This window comes from Stenotrophomonas sp. YJH_SMC_57 (assembly GCF_059369755.1).
In genome coordinates this window covers 1-16,755 of sequence record NZ_JCAFSZ010000023.1, presented here as the reverse complement: position 1 = coordinate 16,755, position 16,755 = coordinate 1, and the positions used below count along the sequence as shown (strand labels likewise).

Here is a 16,755-nt window from a genome sequence, read left to right as displayed (position 1 = left end):
GCCGACCTGACGCGACAGCAGGATGTGCTCGCGGGTCTGCGGCATCGGGCCGTCAGCGGCCGAGCACACCAGGATCGCGCCGTCCATCTGGGCGGCACCGGTGATCATGTTCTTGACGTAGTCAGCGTGGCCCGGGCAATCGACGTGGGCGTAGTGACGGACCGGGGATTCGTATTCGACGTGCGCGGTCGAGATCGTGATACCACGAGCCTTTTCTTCCGGTGCGGCGTCGATCGAGGAGTAGTCCTTGAACTCGCCACCGAAGCGCTCGGCACCGATCTTGGTCAGTGCAGCGGTCAGCGTAGTCTTGCCGTGGTCGACGTGACCGATGGTGCCGACGTTGACGTGCGGCTTGGTGCGCTCGAACTTACCCTTTGCCATTGTTCTATACCTTGATTTTGTAAGTGGTTTTCAGGAGAGGCTGAGCGAGGCTCAGCCCTTCTTCATGACGGCTTCGGCGATGTTGTTCGGCGCCGGCTCGTAGTGGTCGAATTCCATGGTGAAGGTGGCGCGGCCCTGGGTCTGCGAACGCAGCGCAGTGGCGTAGCCGAACATTTCACCCAGCGGGATCATCGCGTTGATGATCGAAGCGGAGCCGTCACCGGTGGTGTCGGAACCCTGCAGCACGCCGCGACGACGGCTGACGTCGCCCATCACGTCACCCTGGTAATCCTCCGGGGTCACGATCTCGACCTTCATGATCGGCTCCAGCAGCACCGGCTTGGCCTTGGCGAAGCCCTGCTTGAAGGCCATCGACGAAGCCAGCTTGAACGCCATTTCCGAGGAGTCGACGTCGTGGTACGAACCGAACACCAGCTTCACCTTGACGTCCACGACCGGGAAGCCAGCCAGCGGGCCGCTGGTGATGGTTTCGCGCAGGCCCTTTTCGACCGACGGAATGAATTCCTTCGGGATCACGCCGCCGGTGATGTCGTTGATGAACAGGAAGTCGTCCTTGATCAGCGGAGCGATCTTGGCATCGGCACGGTCTTCAGCGGTGATCGGCGACAGCTCGATCACGACGTGACCGTACTGACCCTTACCACCGGACTGCTTGGCGTGCTTGTAGTCCGACTTGACGTCAGCCAGGGTGATGGTTTCGCGGTACGCAACCTGCGGCGCGCCGACGTTGGCTTCAACGTTGAACTCGCGCTTCAGGCGGTCGACGATGATGTCCAGGTGCAGCTCGCCCATGCCCGAGATGATGGTCTGGCCGGATTCTTCGTCGGTCTTGACGCGGAACGACGGATCTTCCTGCGCCAGGCGGCCCAGGGCCAGGCCCATCTTTTCCTGGTCCGACTTGGTCTTCGGTTCGACGGCCATCGAGATCACCGGCTCCGGGAACGTCATGCGCTCCAGGATGATCGGCTGGTCGATCGAGCACAGGGTGTCACCGGTGGTGGTGTCCTTCAGGCCCACGGCAGCGGCGATGTCACCGGCCAGAACTTCCTTGATTTCTTCGCGGTTGTTCGAGTGCATCTGCAGGATGCGGCCGATGCGCTCCTTCTTGCCCTTCACCGAGTTCAGGACGGTGTCACCACCGTTCAGGGTGCCCGAGTAGACACGGAAGAAGGTCAGCGCGCCGACGAACGGATCGGTGATGATCTTGAAGGCCAGCGACGAGAACGGAGCCTTGTCGTCGGACTTGCGGGTCATGGCGACGTTTTCGTCGTCCACGTCGGTACCGGTCACGTCCGGTACATCGACCGGCGACGGCAGCAGCTGGATCACGCCGTCCAGCATGGCCTGGACGCCCTTGTTCTTGAACGCCGAACCGCAGTACATCGGGACGATTTCGGTGGCCAGGGTGCGGGTACGCAGCGCGTTGATGATTTCAGCCTCGGCCAGCTCTTCGCCGCCCAGGTACTTTTCCATCAGCTCTTCGCTGGCTTCAGCCGCGGTTTCGATCATGTAGGTGCGGGCTTCTTCAGCCTTTTCCTGCAGGTCGGCCGGGATTTCGCCGTACTCGAACTTCATGCCCTGCGAGGCTTCATCCCAATGGATGGCCTTCATCTTCAGCAGGTCGACGACGCCCTTGAAGCCGTCTTCGGCGCCGATCGGCAGCTGCATCGGCACGGCGACGGCGCCGAGCTTGGCCTTCAGCTGGTCACGGACCTTGTAGAAGTTGGCACCGGTGCGGTCCATCTTGTTGACGAACGCGATGCGCGGCACCTTGTAGCGGTTGGCCTGGCGCCACACGGTTTCCGACTGCGGCTGCACGCCACCGACGGCACACAGGACGAAGACGGCACCGTCGAGCACGCGCAGCGAGCGCTCCACTTCGATGGTGAAGTCGACGTGCCCGGGGGTGTCGATGATGTTGAAGCGGTGCTCCGGCAGGGACTTGTCCATGCCCTTCCAGAACGCGGTGGTGGCAGCGGACTGGATCGTGATGCCACGCTCCTGCTCCTGCTCCATCCAGTCCATGGTGGCGGCGCCGTCGTGCACTTCACCGATCTTGTGGCTCTTGCCGGTGTAGAACAGGATGCGCTCGGACGTGGTGGTCTTGCCGGCATCGATGTGAGCCATGATGCCGAAGTTACGGTAACGCTCGATGGGAGTGGAACGGGCCACGGGAGCCTCTCAGATTTCTTGGATTTCGGATGGCCGAACGCCGCCTTTCGGCGGCCTTCGGATTGGCGCAGTCCTTCCGGGACCGCGAGGCAGCACGCACCAAAGTGGTGCTGCCCTGCCTGTTTTACAAGGCCGTCAAACTCACCAGCGGTAGTGGGCGAATGCCTTGTTGGCTTCGGCCATGCGGTGGGTTTCTTCGCGCTTCTTGATGGCGCCGCCACGGTTTTCCGAGGCGTCGATCAGTTCAGCAGCCAGCTTCTTCGGCATGGTGTTCTCACCACGCTTGCGCGCGGAGTCGATCAGCCAGCGCATGGCCAGGGCCATCTTGCGCGACGAACGCACTTCGACCGGCACCTGGTAGGTGGCACCACCGACGCGGCGCGACTTGACTTCGACCGCCGGAGCGACGTTGTCCAGAGCCTTCTGCACCAGTTCAATGGCGTTGGCGCTGCTGTTCTTCTCGGTGATCACGTCCATGGCGCCATACACGATCTTTTCGGCGACGGACTTCTTGCCGCTCTGCATGACCATGTTGATGAAGCGGGCGATGGTTTCGCTTCCGTGCTTCGGATCGGGCAGGACGGAACGCTGCGGAGTATTACCCTTACGCGACATAGTGGTCTCTCCTTATGCCTTCGGACGCTTGGCGCCGTACTTGGAACGGGCCTGGCGACGCTTGGCAACGCCGGCGGCGTCGAGCGAGCCACGAACGGTGTGGTAACGCACACCCGGCAGGTCCTTGACGCGACCGCCGCGGATCAGGACCACGGAGTGCTCCTGCAGGTTGTGGCCTTCACCACCGATGTAGGAAATCACTTCTTCCTGGTTGGTCAGGCGGACCTTGGCAACCTTGCGCAGAGCCGAGTTCGGCTTCTTCGGAGTGGTGGTGTAGACACGGGTGCAGACGCCACGGCGCTGCGGGCACTTGTCGAGCGCCGGCGAGGCACTCTTGTAGGTGGTCGCTTGCCGCGGCTTGCGGACCAGCTGGTTGATCGTCGCCATCAGTAGGTTCTTCTGATTGGTGGCCGGAAAATCCGACCAGAGATGCGGAAATGTTAAAGCAGGCCGAAATTTTGGCCTGCTGAGACAGACGATTGTAGCAACCTGCCAGGAAAGCAGTCAAACGCCTCCTGTCAAGCCCGTCCCTGATCCCGGGACGTTACTGGGGGGCCTCCATGTACCCCGTTCAGGTTGACAGGGTCGATCGCGGACGATCTCCCCTGCCCTTTCCCAATCCCATCGATGGACCGACGGGGTGGTCCGGCCTTGCGGCCGGACCGGATACCTCATTCTTCGCCCGATGCCTGTTCAGCTTCGGCTTCAACCACCGGCGCCTCGACCGCGGCCGGGGTACCGGCCAGAGTCTGCATTTCCGACTCGGTGAGACCGGAAGCGCCGCGGCGGCGGTTGCTGTGGTACGCCAGGCCGGTACCGGCCGGAATCAGGCGACCGACGATGACGTTTTCCTTCAGGCCACGCAGGTTGTCCGAGGTGCCGCGGACGGCCGCTTCGGTCAGCACGCGGGTGGTTTCCTGGAACGACGCGGCCGAGATGAACGACTCGGTCGCCAGCGATGCCTTGGTGATACCCAGCAGGACCGGATCGAAGTGCGCCGGCAGCTCGTTGCGGGTCGACAGGCGCGCATTCTCCTCGATAACGCGCTGGCGCTCCACCTGCTCGCCGTTCAGGAACTTGCTGCTGCCCTGGTCGGTGATCTCGACCTTGCGCAGCATCTGGCGGGTGATCACCTCGATGTGCTTGTCGTTGATCTTCACGCCCTGCAGGCGGTACACGTCCTGGATTTCCTTCACCAGGTAGGCCGCCAGCGGTTCGACACCCAGCAGACGCAGGATGTCCTGCGGGCTCGGCTCGCCGTCCACGATGGTTTCACCCTTGGTGACATGCTCGCCTTCGAACACGATGACCTGGCGGTACTTCGGGATCAGCTCTTCGTGCTCCGAACCATCGGTGTCCTTGATGATCAGGCGCTGCTTGCCCTTGGTGTCCTTGCCGAAGCTGATGATGCCCGAACGCTCGGCCAGCACCGCCGGATCCTTCGGCTTGCGCGCTTCGAACAGGTCGGCCACGCGCGGCAGACCACCGGTGATGTCGCGGGTCTTCGACGCTTCCTGCGGGATCTTGGCGACGACGTCGCCCACGCCCACCGGGGCGCCATCCTGCAGGTTGACGATCGAACGCGGCGGCAGCAGGTACTGCGCCGGCAGGTCGGTGCCCGGGATCGACAGGTCGTTGCCCTTGGCGTCGACGATGCGCACGATCGGGCGCAGGTCCTTGGCCTGGGTACCACGACGCTTCGGATCGGTGATTTCGCGCGAAGCGAGGCCGGTCAGCTCGTCGGTCTTCTCGATGACGGTGATGCCGTCGACGAAGTCGATGAAACGGATGAAGCCGGCCACTTCCGACACGATCGGGTGGTTATGCGGATCCCAGTTGGCCACGGTCTGGCCAGCCTTGATCGCATCACCGTCCTTGGACGTGATGGTCGCACCGTACGGCAGCTTGTAACGCTCGCGCTCACGGCCGTGGGCATCGAGCACCGAGATTTCGCCCGAGCGCGACACCGCCACCAGCGAGCCGTTGGCGTGCTCGACCGACTTGAGGTTGCTGAACTTGACCGAGCCGGTGGTCTTGACGGTGATGTTGTCGACCGCAGCAGCTCGCGACGCCGCACCACCGATGTGGAACGTACGCATGGTCAGCTGGGTGCCCGGCTCACCGATGGACTGGGCGGCGATGACGCCGACCGCTTCACCGATGTTGACCAGGTGGCCACGGGCCAGATCGCGGCCGTAGCAGCGACCGCAGACACCGAAGGCCGATTCGCACGAGATCGTCGAACGCACCTTGATGCTCTGCACGCCGGCGTCTTCCAGCTTGGCGACCCAGGCCTCGTCCAGCAGGGTGTTGCGGGTGACGATCGGATCTTCGTCGTTGCCCGGCAGGAACACGTCCTCGGCCACCACGCGACCCAGCACGCGATCCTTCAGCGGCTCGACCACGTCGCCGCCTTCCACGATCGGGGTCATGATCAGGCCTTCGGTGGTACCGCAATCCACCTCGGTGATCACCACGTCCTGCGCGACGTCGACCAGACGACGGGTCAGGTAACCCGAGTTCGCGGTCTTCAGTGCGGTATCGGCCAGACCCTTACGGGCACCGTGGGTGGAGTTGAAGTACTCCTGCACGTTCAGGCCTTCGCGGAAGTTCGCCTTGATGGGCGTCTCGATGATCGAGCCGTCCGGGCGGGCCATCAGGCCACGCATGCCGGCCAGCTGACGGATCTGCGCCTGCGAACCACGCGCACCGGAGTCGGCCATGATGTACAGCGAGTTCATCGACTTCTGGTCGATGGTCTCGCCCTTGGCATTGACCACCTTCTCGGTACCGATGGTGTCCATCATCGCCTTGGCGATGCGCTCGTTGGTGCGCGACCAGATGTCGACCACCTTGTTGTAGCGCTCGCCGGCGGTGACCAGGCCCGACTGGTACTGCTCCTGGATTTCCAGCACTTCGGCTTCAGCCTCGGTGAGGATGCCCTTCTTCTCGTCCGGGATCAGCATGTCGTCGATGCCGATCGACACGCCGGCGCGGGTCGCGTAGGCGAAGCCGGTGTACATCAGCTTGTCGGCGAACACGACCGTGTCCTTCAGACCCAGCTGGCGGTAGCTGGAGTTGATCAGGCGGCTGATGTTCTTCTTGGTCAGCTCGGTGTTGGCCAGCGCGAACGGCAGGCCTTCCGGCAGGATTTCAGCCAGCAGGGCGCGACCGATCGTGGTGTCCACGATCGAGGTCTTGTTCTGCTTCACGCCGTCTTCGTCGGTCACCACCTCGGTGATGCGGACCTTGACGCGCGCGTGCAGTTCCACCACGCGGTTGTCGTAGGCACGCTTGACTTCGGCGATGTTTGCGAAGGCCATGCCCTCGCCCTTCTTGTTTTCCAGCGAGCGGGTCATGTAGTACAGACCCAGCACGACGTCCTGCGACGGCACGATGATCGGCTCGCCGTTGGCCGGCGACAGGATGTTGTTGGTCGACATCATCAGCGCACGCGCTTCCAGCTGGGCTTCCAGCGAGAGCGGCACGTGGACGGCCATCTGGTCACCGTCGAAGTCGGCGTTGAACGCGGTGCAGACCAGCGGGTGCAGCTGGATGGCCTTGCCTTCGATCAGCACCGGCTCGAACGCCTGGATGCCCAGGCGGTGCAGGGTCGGCGCGCGGTTCAGCATCACCGGATGCTCGCGGATGACCTCTTCCAGGATGTCCCAGACTTCGGCTTCTTCGCGCTCGACCAGCTTCTTGGCGGCCTTGATGGTGGTGGCCAGGCCACGGCGCTGCAGCTTGGCGAACACGAACGGCTTGAACAGCTCCAGCGCCATCTTCTTCGGCAGGCCGCACTGGTGCAGGCGCAGGTACGGGCCGACCACGATGACCGAACGGCCCGAGTAGTCGACGCGCTTGCCGAGCAGGTTCTGGCGGAAGCGACCCTGCTTGCCCTTGATCATGTCGGCCAGCGACTTCAGCGGGCGCTTGTTGGTGCCGGTGATGGCACGGCCACGACGGCCGTTGTCCAGCAGCGCATCGACCGATTCCTGCAGCATGCGCTTTTCATTGCGCACGATGATGTCCGGCGCGCTCAGTTCGAGCAGGCGGCGCAGGCGGTTGTTACGGTTGATGACGCGGCGGTACAGGTCGTTCAGGTCGGAGGTCGCGAAGCGGCCGCCGTCCAGCGGAACCAGCGGACGCAGGTCCGGCGGCAGCACCGGCAGCACGGTCATGACCATCCACTCCGGACGGTTGCCCGATTCCAGGAAGGCTTCGATCAGCTTGATGCGCTTGGTCAGTCGCTTGAGCTTGGTTTCCGAACCGGTGGCGGCGATTTCTTCGCGCAGGCGGGTCATTTCCGACTGCAGGTCGATCGTGCGCAGCAGTTCGTACACGGCCTCGGCGCCCATCGCGGCGTCGAAGTCGTCACCGTGCTCCTGGCGGGCCTGCAGGTACTGCTCTTCGGTCAGCAGCTGGCGGCGTTCCAGGGCGGTCAGGCCCGGCTCGGTCACCACGTACGCTTCGAAGTACAGCACGCGCTCGATGTCGCGCAGGGTCATGTCCAGCATCAGGCCGATGCGCGACGGCAGCGACTTCAGGAACCAGATGTGCGCGACCGGCGAGGCCAGGTCGATGTGGCCCATGCGCTCGCGGCGCACCTTGGCCAGGGTCACTTCGGTGCCGCACTTCTCGCAGACCACGCCGCGGTGCTTCATGCGCTTGTACTTGCCGCACAGGCACTCGTAGTCCTTCACCGGGCCGAAGATGGCGGCGCAGAACAGGCCGTCACGTTCCGGCTTGAAGGTACGGTAGTTGATGGTTTCCGGCTTCTTCACTTCGCCGAAGGACCACGAACGGATCAGGTCCGGCGAGGCCAGCGCGATCTTGATCGCGTCGAAGTCCAGCGTCTGGCGCTGCTGGTTGAAGAGGTTGAGCAGGTCTTTCATGGTGTTCTCCAGAAGGAGGAATGCTGTGTCGATGGGCTTTCAGTTGACTGCCAGCGGCGCGGCGGCGGACCGCCGCGCCGGCATGGATCAGTTGTCTTCCAGTTCCATGTTGATGGCCAGCGAGCGGATTTCCTTCACGAGCACGTTGAAGGATTCCGGCATGCCCGCGACCATCTCGTGCTCACCGTCGACGATGTTCTTGTACATCTGGTTGCGGCCCTGCACGTCATCGGACTTCACCGTCAGCATTTCCTGCAGGGTGTAGGCCGCGCCGTAGGCTTCCAGCGCCCAGACTTCCATTTCACCGAAGCGCTGGCCGCCGAACTGCGCCTTGCCGCCCAGCGGCTGCTGGGTGACGAGCGAGTACGGACCGGTCGAACGGGCGTGCATCTTGTCGTCGACCAGGTGGTTCAGCTTCAGGTAGTGCATGTAACCGACGGTGGTGTGGCGATCGAAGGCTTCACCGGTGCGGCCGTCGTACAGCTGGGTCTGGCCACTGCTCGGCAGGTCGGCCAGTTCCAGCATGCGCTTGATTTCCGCTTCGGTGGCGCCGTCGAAGACCGGGGTGGCCATCGGCACGCCGTCGGTCAGGTTGCGGGCCAGGCGCAGCAGCTCCTCGTCGCTGAACTGCGACAGGTCGACACGGTTGGCCACGTTGGTGTCGTCGTGGTTGTAGATGTCGTCCAGGAACTTGCGCAGGTCGGCAACGGCCGCCTGGGCTTCCATCATCGCCTGGATCTTGCGACCCAGGCCCTTGGCGGCCCAGCCCAGGTGCACTTCCAGGATCTGGCCGATGTTCATACGCGACGGCACGCCCAGCGGGTTCAGCACGATGTCCACGGTTTCGCCCGAGGCCATGTACGGCATGTCCTCGACCGGCACCACGTTGGAGACCACACCCTTGTTGCCGTGGCGGCCTGCCATCTTGTCGCCCGGCTGGATGCGGCGCTTCACGGCCAGGAACACCTTGACCATCTTCAGCACGCCCGGCGCGAGGTCGTCACCGGCGGTGATCTTGCCGCGCTTGTCGGCGAAGCGACGCTCGAATTCCTTCTCGTGCGCCTGGATCTGCTTCTGCGCGCGTTCGATGGCTTCCGAGGCGTCCTCGTCCTTCATGCGCAGCGCGAACCAGTCAGCCTTCTTCAGGCCGTCCAGGAACGCGTCGCTGATGACGTCACCCTTCTTCAGGCCAGCGCCACCGTTGACCACCTTGCCCACGATCTGCGAACGCAGACGCATGTAGATGGCGGCTTCCAGGATGCGGAACTGGTCGTCGAAGTCCTTCTTGACGCGCTTGATTTCAGACTCTTCGATCTGACGGGCGCGCTTGTCCTTCTCGATGCCGTCGCGGGTGAAGACCTGCACGTCGATGACGGTGCCGTCCATGCCCGGCGGAACGCGCAGCGAGCTGTCCTTAACGTCCGAAGCCTTCTCGCCGAAGATCGCGCGCAGCAGCTTCTCTTCCGGGGTCAGCTGGCTTTCGCCCTTCGGGGTGACCTTGCCGACCATGATGTCGCCGGCGCGGACTTCGGCACCGATGTACACCACGCCGCTCTCGTCCAGGCGGTTCAGCGCCTGCTCGGAAACGTTCGGGATGTCGGCGGAGATTTCCTCCGGCCCCAGCTTGGTGTCACGCGCAACGCAGGTCAGCTCTTCGATGTGGATCGTGGTGTAGCGATCCTCTTCCACCACGCGCTCGGAGAGCAGGATGGAGTCTTCGAAGTTGTAGCCGTTCCACGGCATGAACGCGATCAGCATGTTCTGGCCCAGGGCCAGTTCGCCGATGTCGGTGGACGGACCATCGGCCAGCACGTCGCCGCGGGCGATGACGTCACCCACCTGGACCAGCGGACGCTGGTTGATGCAGGTGTTCTGGTTCGAACGGGTGTACTTGACCAGGTTGTAGATGTCCACGCCTGCGTCGGTGGCGCCAACGATCTCTTCCTCGTTGACCTTGACCACGATGCGGGCGGCGTCGATCTGCACGATCTCGCCACCACGGCGGGCGTTCACGGTCACACCGGAGTCACGCGCCACGGCGCGCTCGATGCCGGTACCGACCAGCGGCTTCTGCGCACGCAGGGTCGGCACGGCCTGACGCTGCATGTTGGCGCCCATCAGTGCACGGTTCGCGTCATCGTGCTCCAGGAACGGGACCAGCGCGGCCGCGATCGACACGGTCTGCATCGGCGAGACGTCCATGAAGTGGACTTCCGCCGGCGGCTTCAGCAGCGATTCGCCCTGGAAGCGGCACGGAACGAACTGCTCGGTCAGCACGCTGTCGGCATTGGTCAGCGCGTTGGCCTGCGCAATGACGTACTCGTTTTCTTCGATCGCCGACAGGAACTCGACTTCGTCGTAGACCTTGCCGTCCACGACCTTGCGGTACGGGGTCTCGAGGAAACCGTACTGGTTGGTGCGGGCGTACACGGCCAGCGAGTTGATCAGGCCGATGTTCGGGCCTTCCGGCGTTTCGATGGTGCAGACGCGGCCGTAATGGGTCGGGTGCACGTCGCGCACTTCGAAGCCGGCGCGCTCACGGGTCAGGCCGCCCGGGCCCAGGGCCGAGACGCGACGCTTGTGCGTGACTTCCGACAGAGGGTTGTTCTGGTCCATGAACTGCGACAGCTGCGAGGAGCCGAAGAACTCCTTGATGGCAGCGGCGACCGGCTTGGCGTTGATCAGTTCCTGCGGGGTCAGGCCTTCCGACTCGGCCATCGACAGGCGCTCCTTGACCGCGCGCTCGACGCGGACCAGGCCCACGCGGAACACGTTCTCGGCCATTTCGCCGACCGAACGCACGCGACGGTTGCCCAGGTGGTCGATGTCATCGACCACGCCGCGACCGTTGCGGATCTCGGTCAGGACCTTGATCACGTCCAGGATGTCGGAGCTGTCGCCGTGGGCGGCGACCAGGCGCTTGGACTCTTCGTCGTTACGCTCGCCGTAGTACTTGCGGTCGTACAGCACGGCTTCGCCGGTGGTTTCCTTGCGGCCCACGCGACGGTTGAACTTCATGCGGCCGACCGCGGACAGGTCATAGCGCTCGAAGGTGAAGAACAGGTTGTGGAACAGGTTCTGCGCGGCATCCTTGGTCGGCGGTTCGCCCGGACGCATCATGCGGTAGATCTCGACCAGGGCTTCCAGCTGGGTCTTGGTCGGGTCGATGCGCAGGGTGTTGGACAGGTACGGGCCACGATCCAGGTCGTTCACCCACAGGGTGCCCACGGCATCGACACCGGCCTTGCGGAAGCTCTGCAGCTGCTCGTCGGTGATTTCGTCGTTGGCCTGGGCCAGCAGTTCGCCGGTCGAGGCATCGACCACGTCGTGCGACAGGATGCGGCCGACGATGTAGTCGTCCGGCACGGCCAGGGCGGCAATGCCCGAGGCTTCCAGCTGCTTGATGTGGCGCGCGGTGATGCGCTTGCCGGCTTCCACGATGACCTTGTCGCCGTCGGCGAGGTCGAAGCCCAGGGTTTCGCCACGCAGGCGCTCCGGCACCAGCTCCAGCTGGACGCCTTCATCCGGGTTGATGTGGAAGGTGTTGATCTCGAAGAACTCGGCCAGCATCTCTTCGTTGCTGTAGCCAAGCGCGCGCAGCAGGATCGACACCGGCAGCTTGCGGCGGCGGTCGATACGGGTGAACAGCGCGTCCTTCGGGTCGAACTCGAAGTCCAGCCAGGAACCGCGGTAAGGAATGATGCGGGCGCTGTACAGCAGCTTGCCCGAGCTGTGGGTCTTGCCACGGTCGTGGTCGAAGAACACGCCCGGCGAGCGGTGCAGCTGCGAGACGATGACGCGCTCGGTGCCGTTGACGATGAAGGTGCCGTTCTCGGTCATCAGCGGGATTTCACCCAGATAGACCTCCTGCTCCTTCACGTACTTGATGGCCTTGGTCGACGACTCGCGGTCGTAGATCACCAGGCGCACGGTCACGCGCAGCGGGGCGCCGTAGCTCATGCCGCGCTGGCGGCACTCGCGCTCGTCGAAGACCGGCTCGCCCAGCTTGTAGCCGACGTATTCCAGGGCGGCATTGCCGCTGTAGCTGGCGATCGGGAAGACCGACTTCAGCGCAGCGTGCAGGCCGTGGTCCGTGCGCTTGGCCGGATCGACGTTTTCCTGCAGGAATTCACGATAGGAATCCACCTGGATGGCGAGCAGGAACGGCACTTCGAGGATCGAGCGCTGCTTGCCGAAATCCTTGCGGATACGCTTTTTTTCGGTGAACGAATAGGACGTCATGAGGTCTTCCACCTTGTTGTGCGGGCCGTGCGTCCACGACCCTGAAGGGAACTTGAAATTGTCAGTTGGAAGTCGCTGGTATTGCCGGCACCAGCACGCCTTCTCCCGCTACTTCCAACTGCCAACTCGTCTGCTACCACTCCCCGCTGCCGCGCCGTGCGCTGGCCTGCCGGGGTCTGACCGCAGCCCGTGTTGGGCTTTTCGCCGCAGTTACAACCTGTATTGCATGAAACGACCAAAGGCCGGGGGCTTACGCCCCCAGCCTTGGCTGCATCGCCGTGAATCGATGACGATGCAAAGGAAGTGCTTACTTGACTTCGACAGTCGCGCCAGCAGCTTCCAGGTCCTTCTTCATCTTCTCGGCTTCGTCCTTCGAAGCGTTGTCCTTCAGGACGCCGCCGGCTTCGGCCAGGTCCTTCGCTTCCTTCAGGCCCAGGCCGGTGATGGCGCGGACGGCCTTGATGACTTCGACCTTCTTGTCGCCGGCCGACTTCAGGGTGACGACGAACTCGGTCTGCTCTTCAACAGCAGCGGCCGGGCCAGCAGCAGCAGCCACGGCAACCGGAGCGGCGGCGGAGACGCCGAACTTTTCTTCGATGGCCTTGACCAGCTCCATCACTTCCATCAGGGACTTCTCGGCGATGGCGTCGACGATCTGTTCGTTGGTAAGGGACATGATTAATACCTTTGGATGATTTTCTGGGTTGAGGTTCCGTCAGGAACCACGGTAAGTCGAAACTCAGGCGGTCTCGGCGGCCGGCTCGGCAGCGTCGGCGGCGACATCGCCACCACCCTGCTTCTCGCCAACGGCCTTGATGGCGCGGGCAAACATCGTGACCGGCTCGGTCAGGACGCGGGCCAGCATGGCCAGGGCCTGATCGCGGGTCGGCAGCGAGGCCAGCACGTCGACGTGGCTTGCCGGGAACACTTCGCCACCGATGGCGACGACCTTAGCCTTCAGCTTGTCGTTGCCCTTGGCGGCTTCCTTGATCAGGCGACCGGCAGCGCCGGGCTCCTCGAGCGAGAACGCGTACAGCAGCGGACCAACCATCTGGTCCTGGGCGACTGCGAACTCGGTGCCTTCAACGGCGCGCGAAGCCAGGGTGTTCTTGACAACCTTCAAGAAAACACCGGTTTCACGAGCCTGCTTGCGCATCGCGGTCATCTGGGCGACCGTGGTGCCAGCGTATTCGGCTGCGATCAAGGAGTGGGCCTTGGCGGCGACGTCTGCCAGCTCGGCGACTACTTCTTGCTTCTGGGACAGATTGAGAGCCATTGCACTCCTCCTATTGAACTCCGCTTACGGCTCCTGCCGTGTGCGGTCCTGTGCGGCATCCGTCCTGGACGCCGGGAACATCGGGATGATGTTCCGGGGGGTGGGCCGTTCCAGACCTGGAGGCAATCAGGGAAATCCCAGACATGCGTGAACCAGAAAAACTCCAGAAGGGCACCATCTACGCAGGGTGATTCCGGGGAATCGATTAAGCGCTCATGACTGCTCCGGCGGCGACTCCTTGCCAGATCGAGCTTCCGTGCCCGTCGCCGGTATTGCCACGACCGCGCCTGCGGTCTTTGACGGCTACCGCGGGCGATGCACTGCCAGCGATGCCTTCAAATGTCACGGTCACGGCACCCAGGGCACCGTGACCGCTTCAAACAATTACTTCAGGGTCAGCGACGACTGGTCGACGGTGACGCCCGGGCCCATCGTCGAGCTGACCGAAACCTTCTGCAGGTAGGTGCCCTTCGAGGTAGCCGGCTTGGCCTTGATCAGGTCCAGCAGCAGCGCGGTCAGGTTCGACTTCAGCGCGTCTTCGGCGAAGTCGGCCTTGCCGATGGTGCAGTGGATGATGCCGGCCTTGTCGGTGCGGTAACGGACCTGACCCGACTTGGCGTTCTTCACGGCTTCACCCGGGTTCGGGGAAACGGTGCCGACCTTCGGGTTCGGCATCAGGCCGCGCGGGCCCAGCACGGTGCCCAGCTTACCGACAACGCGCATGGCGTCCGGGGTCGCGATGACGACGTCGTAGTTCAGATCGCCGGCCTGCATCTTCTCGGCCAGGTCATCCATACCGACGGCTTCGGCGCCAGCGGCCAGGGCTTCGTCAGCCTTGGCACCGGCCGGAGCGAACACGGCGACGCGGACCGACTTGCCGGTACCGGCCGGCAGCACGGTGGAGCCACGGACCTGCTGGTCGGACTTCTTCGCATCGACGCCCAGGCGCACGGCAACGTCGATCGACTCGACGAACTTGGCCTTGGTGGCGCTCTTCAGGATGTTGATCGCGTCCTCGAAGGCGTATGCCTTGCCCGGAACGACGGCGGCCTTGATGGCCTTCTCACGCTTGGTCTGTGCCATCTTATTAACCCTCCACCACGAGGCCCATGGAACGGGCAGAGCCAGCGATGGTACGCACGGCGGCGTCCAGGTCGGCGGCAGTCAGATCCGGTTCCTTCGCCTTGGCGATCTCTTCCAGCTGCTTACGGGTGACCTTGCCGACCTTCTCGGTGTTCGGGCGCTTGGAGCCCGACGAGATGCCAGCGGCCTTCTTCAGCAGGGTGGTAGCCGGGGTGCTCTTGGTGATGAAGGTGAACGTACGGTCCGAGTAGGCCGTGATGATCACCGGAACCGGCAGACCCGGCTCGAGCTTCTGCGTGGCAGCGTTGAACGCCTTGCAGAATTCCATGATGTTCAGACCACGCTGACCCAGCGCAGGACCGACCGGCGGCGAGGGGTTGGCCTGACCGGCCTTCACCTGCAGCTTGATGTAACCGACAACTTTCTTTGCCATGTGAGTGCTCTCCGGGTGCTAGCGCCTTTCGACAACAGGCTCCCCATCGGACCGGGAATCACGCGTCCCGGCATCGCGTTTTGAAATCATGCCGAAGGCCACCTTGCGGTGGCCTCGTCCTGCTGGCTTCCCAGCGGGGAGCCGCGCACTATATCAGGTTTTTTCTTCACATGCCTGAAGTGGCACGTAAACGAAAGAAACCGGGCCAAGCCCGGTTTCCATCTGTAGAGTCGAGCTTGCTCGACTGAACGGAAAGTCGAGCAGGCTCGACTCTACATGTCAGGTCAGACGGCCTTCTCGACCTGGCCGAACTCGAGCTCGACCGGGGTGGCACGACCGAAGATCAGCACCGAGACGCGCAGACGGCTCTTCTCGTAGTTGACTTCTTCGACGACGCCATTGAAATCGTTGAACGGGCCATCGGTAACGCGGACCATCTGGCCCGGCTCGAACAGCACCTTCGGACGCGGCTTCTCGACACCCTCCTGAACGCGGTTCAGGATGGCTTCGGCCTCGGAATCGGCGATCGGCAACGGACGATCGGCGGTACCGCCGATGAAGCCCATCACGCGCGGGGTTTCCTTGACCAGATGCCAGCTTTCGTTGTCGATGCGCGGAATGCCGGCTTCTTCGTGGGTCTCGATCTGGACCAGCACGTAACCCGGGAAGAACTTGCGCTCGGAACGGCGCTTCTGGCCAGCGCGCATCTCGACCACTTCTTCGGTCGGGACCAGGACGTCGCCGAAGCGCTCTTCCATGCCGTCACGGACGATGCGATCGCGCAGGGCCTGCGCCACCGACTTCTCGAAGCCCGAATAGGCGTGAACGACGTACCAACGCTTCATGCAATTCTCCTTAGCGGCTCAGGAACCACTGAGTCAGTTTCTGGATCAGGAAGTCGAAGCCACCCAGCAGCAGGCTGAGGATGAGCACCACGACGATCACGACCCACGTCATGCGGATGGCTTCCTGGCGCGTCGGCCAGACCACCTTGCGCAGTTCGAAGCGCGACTCGGAGAGGAATTCGCGGGTGTCGCGCCCCTTGCCGGTCAGCATGAACACGCCGATACCGCCAACCAGACCGACCACGACCGCCAACGCACGCAGCTGACCCGCCCACGCACCCAGCTGGGCGGCGCGACCGGAGTCGGCGGAGAACCAGAACCAGACGAACAGACCGGCCAGCACCAGCAGCGATGCGGCGACATACTTGACGATATCTCCACCGTGGGCGGAGTTGTCCTTGGAGTGTTCGATCTTGCTATTCATCCGGCTGTGTCTGCTTTAGCGGCCCAGGCCGCTGGATAAGGTGGGCAGATGGCACGCCAGGAGGGACTCGAACCCCCAACCTGCGGTTTTGGAGACCGCTGCTCTGCCAATTGAGCTACTGGCGTACGTTTAAAACTTGCCTTCCCTTAGACGGCGAAGGCGGACCGAGGTTCCCGGCCCGCCATTCGCGTAACCGGCGGCGCTATGCAACCACCGGTACTGCAGGCTTACTCGATGATCTTCGAGACCACGCCGGCGCCGACGGTACGGCCGCCTTCGCGGATGGCGAAGCGCAGGCCTTCGTCCATTGCCACCGGGTTGATCAGGGTGACGACCATCTTGACGTTGTCACCCGGCATCACCATTTC

General features: G+C 63.4%; 13 protein-coding genes and 1 tRNA gene. All 14 read right to left on the bottom strand.

Features of this window, described 5'->3' with window-relative positions:
- The coding region (locus tag AC5P7U_RS20470) for a GTP-binding protein (RefSeq protein WP_465161854.1) at positions 1-381 on the bottom strand (381 nt) is incomplete at its 3' end.
- Positions 382-432: 51 nt separating this feature from the next.
- Entirely contained in the window at positions 433-2,574 is a 2,142-nt protein-coding gene (fusA, locus tag AC5P7U_RS20465) for an elongation factor G (protein WP_004154359.1), read from the bottom strand.
- 141 nt (positions 2,575-2,715) lie between these two features.
- Positions 2,716-3,189 carry a 30S ribosomal protein S7 gene (gene rpsG, locus AC5P7U_RS20460; protein WP_004145321.1) on the bottom strand — a complete coding sequence of 158 codons (474 nt, stop codon included), beginning with the start codon at positions 3,187-3,189 and terminating at the stop codon, positions 2,716-2,718.
- Positions 3,190-3,201: 12 nt separating this feature from the next.
- A complete protein-coding gene (gene rpsL, locus AC5P7U_RS20455) occupies positions 3,202-3,576 on the bottom strand; it encodes a 30S ribosomal protein S12 (RefSeq protein ID WP_004145320.1) in 375 nt (124 codons plus the stop codon).
- 284 nt (positions 3,577-3,860) lie between these two features.
- Positions 3,861-8,084 (bottom strand): DNA-directed RNA polymerase subunit beta', encoded by a 4,224-nt coding sequence (gene rpoC, locus AC5P7U_RS20450; protein ID WP_004154358.1) that lies wholly within the window; start codon positions 8,082-8,084, stop codon positions 3,861-3,863.
- Between the two features lie 87 nt (positions 8,085-8,171).
- Positions 8,172-12,326: a DNA-directed RNA polymerase subunit beta gene (rpoB, locus tag AC5P7U_RS20445; RefSeq protein ID WP_004154354.1), complete on the bottom strand. Its 4,155-nt coding sequence runs from the start codon at positions 12,324-12,326 to the stop codon at positions 8,172-8,174.
- 307 nt (positions 12,327-12,633) lie between these two features.
- Complete coding sequence (gene rplL / locus AC5P7U_RS20440; RefSeq protein ID WP_004154353.1) at positions 12,634-13,002, bottom strand: 50S ribosomal protein L7/L12; 369 nt, start codon at positions 13,000-13,002, stop codon at positions 12,634-12,636.
- Between the two features lie 63 nt (positions 13,003-13,065).
- On the bottom strand, positions 13,066-13,602 hold the full coding sequence (gene rplJ, locus AC5P7U_RS20435) for a 50S ribosomal protein L10 (RefSeq protein WP_005408203.1): 537 nt from the start codon (positions 13,600-13,602) through the stop codon (positions 13,066-13,068).
- A gap of 384 nt (positions 13,603-13,986) precedes the next feature.
- Positions 13,987-14,685: a 50S ribosomal protein L1 gene (gene rplA / locus AC5P7U_RS20430; RefSeq protein WP_004154350.1), complete on the bottom strand. Its 699-nt coding sequence runs from the start codon at positions 14,683-14,685 to the stop codon at positions 13,987-13,989.
- Positions 14,686-14,689: 4 nt separating this feature from the next.
- Positions 14,690-15,118: a 50S ribosomal protein L11 gene (rplK, locus tag AC5P7U_RS20425; RefSeq protein WP_004145248.1), complete on the bottom strand. Its 429-nt coding sequence runs from the start codon at positions 15,116-15,118 to the stop codon at positions 14,690-14,692.
- Positions 15,119-15,402: 284 nt separating this feature from the next.
- A complete protein-coding gene (gene nusG, locus AC5P7U_RS20420) occupies positions 15,403-15,963 on the bottom strand; it encodes a transcription termination/antitermination protein NusG (protein ID WP_004154362.1) in 561 nt (186 codons plus the stop codon).
- Positions 15,964-15,973: 10 nt separating this feature from the next.
- Positions 15,974-16,387 carry a preprotein translocase subunit SecE gene (gene secE / locus AC5P7U_RS20415; protein WP_004154361.1) on the bottom strand — a complete coding sequence of 138 codons (414 nt, stop codon included), beginning with the start codon at positions 16,385-16,387 and terminating at the stop codon, positions 15,974-15,976.
- 49 nt (positions 16,388-16,436) lie between these two features.
- A tRNA-Trp gene (locus AC5P7U_RS20410) sits at positions 16,437-16,512 on the bottom strand.
- Positions 16,513-16,614: 102 nt separating this feature from the next.
- Positions 16,615-16,755, bottom strand: a 141-nt coding sequence (locus AC5P7U_RS20405) for an EF-Tu C-terminal domain-related protein (protein WP_487247787.1), incomplete at its 5' end; no start/stop codon positions are given.

Excerpts from the sequence above, each read along its gene's own strand:
- rpsG (WP_004145321.1), bottom strand. The coding sequence starts at position 3,189 with ATGTCGCGTAAGGGTAATACTCCGCAGCGTTCCGTCCTGCCCGATCCG.
- rpsL (WP_004145320.1), bottom strand. The coding sequence starts at position 3,576 with ATGGCGACGATCAACCAGCTGGTCCGCAAGCCGCGGCAAGCGACCACC.
- rpoC (WP_004154358.1), bottom strand. The coding sequence starts at position 8,084 with ATGAAAGACCTGCTCAACCTCTTCAACCAGCAGCGCCAGACGCTGGAC.
- rpoB (WP_004154354.1), bottom strand. The coding sequence starts at position 12,326 with ATGACGTCCTATTCGTTCACCGAAAAAAAGCGTATCCGCAAGGATTTC.
- rplL (WP_004154353.1), bottom strand. The coding sequence starts at position 13,002 with ATGTCCCTTACCAACGAACAGATCGTCGACGCCATCGCCGAGAAGTCC.
- rplJ (WP_005408203.1), bottom strand. The coding sequence starts at position 13,602 with ATGGCTCTCAATCTGTCCCAGAAGCAAGAAGTAGTCGCCGAGCTGGCA.
- rplA (WP_004154350.1), bottom strand. The coding sequence starts at position 14,685 with ATGGCACAGACCAAGCGTGAGAAGGCCATCAAGGCCGCCGTCGTTCCG.
- rplK (WP_004145248.1), bottom strand. The coding sequence starts at position 15,118 with ATGGCAAAGAAAGTTGTCGGTTACATCAAGCTGCAGGTGAAGGCCGGT.
- nusG (WP_004154362.1), bottom strand. The coding sequence starts at position 15,963 with ATGAAGCGTTGGTACGTCGTTCACGCCTATTCGGGCTTCGAGAAGTCG.
- secE (WP_004154361.1), bottom strand. The coding sequence starts at position 16,387 with ATGAATAGCAAGATCGAACACTCCAAGGACAACTCCGCCCACGGTGGA.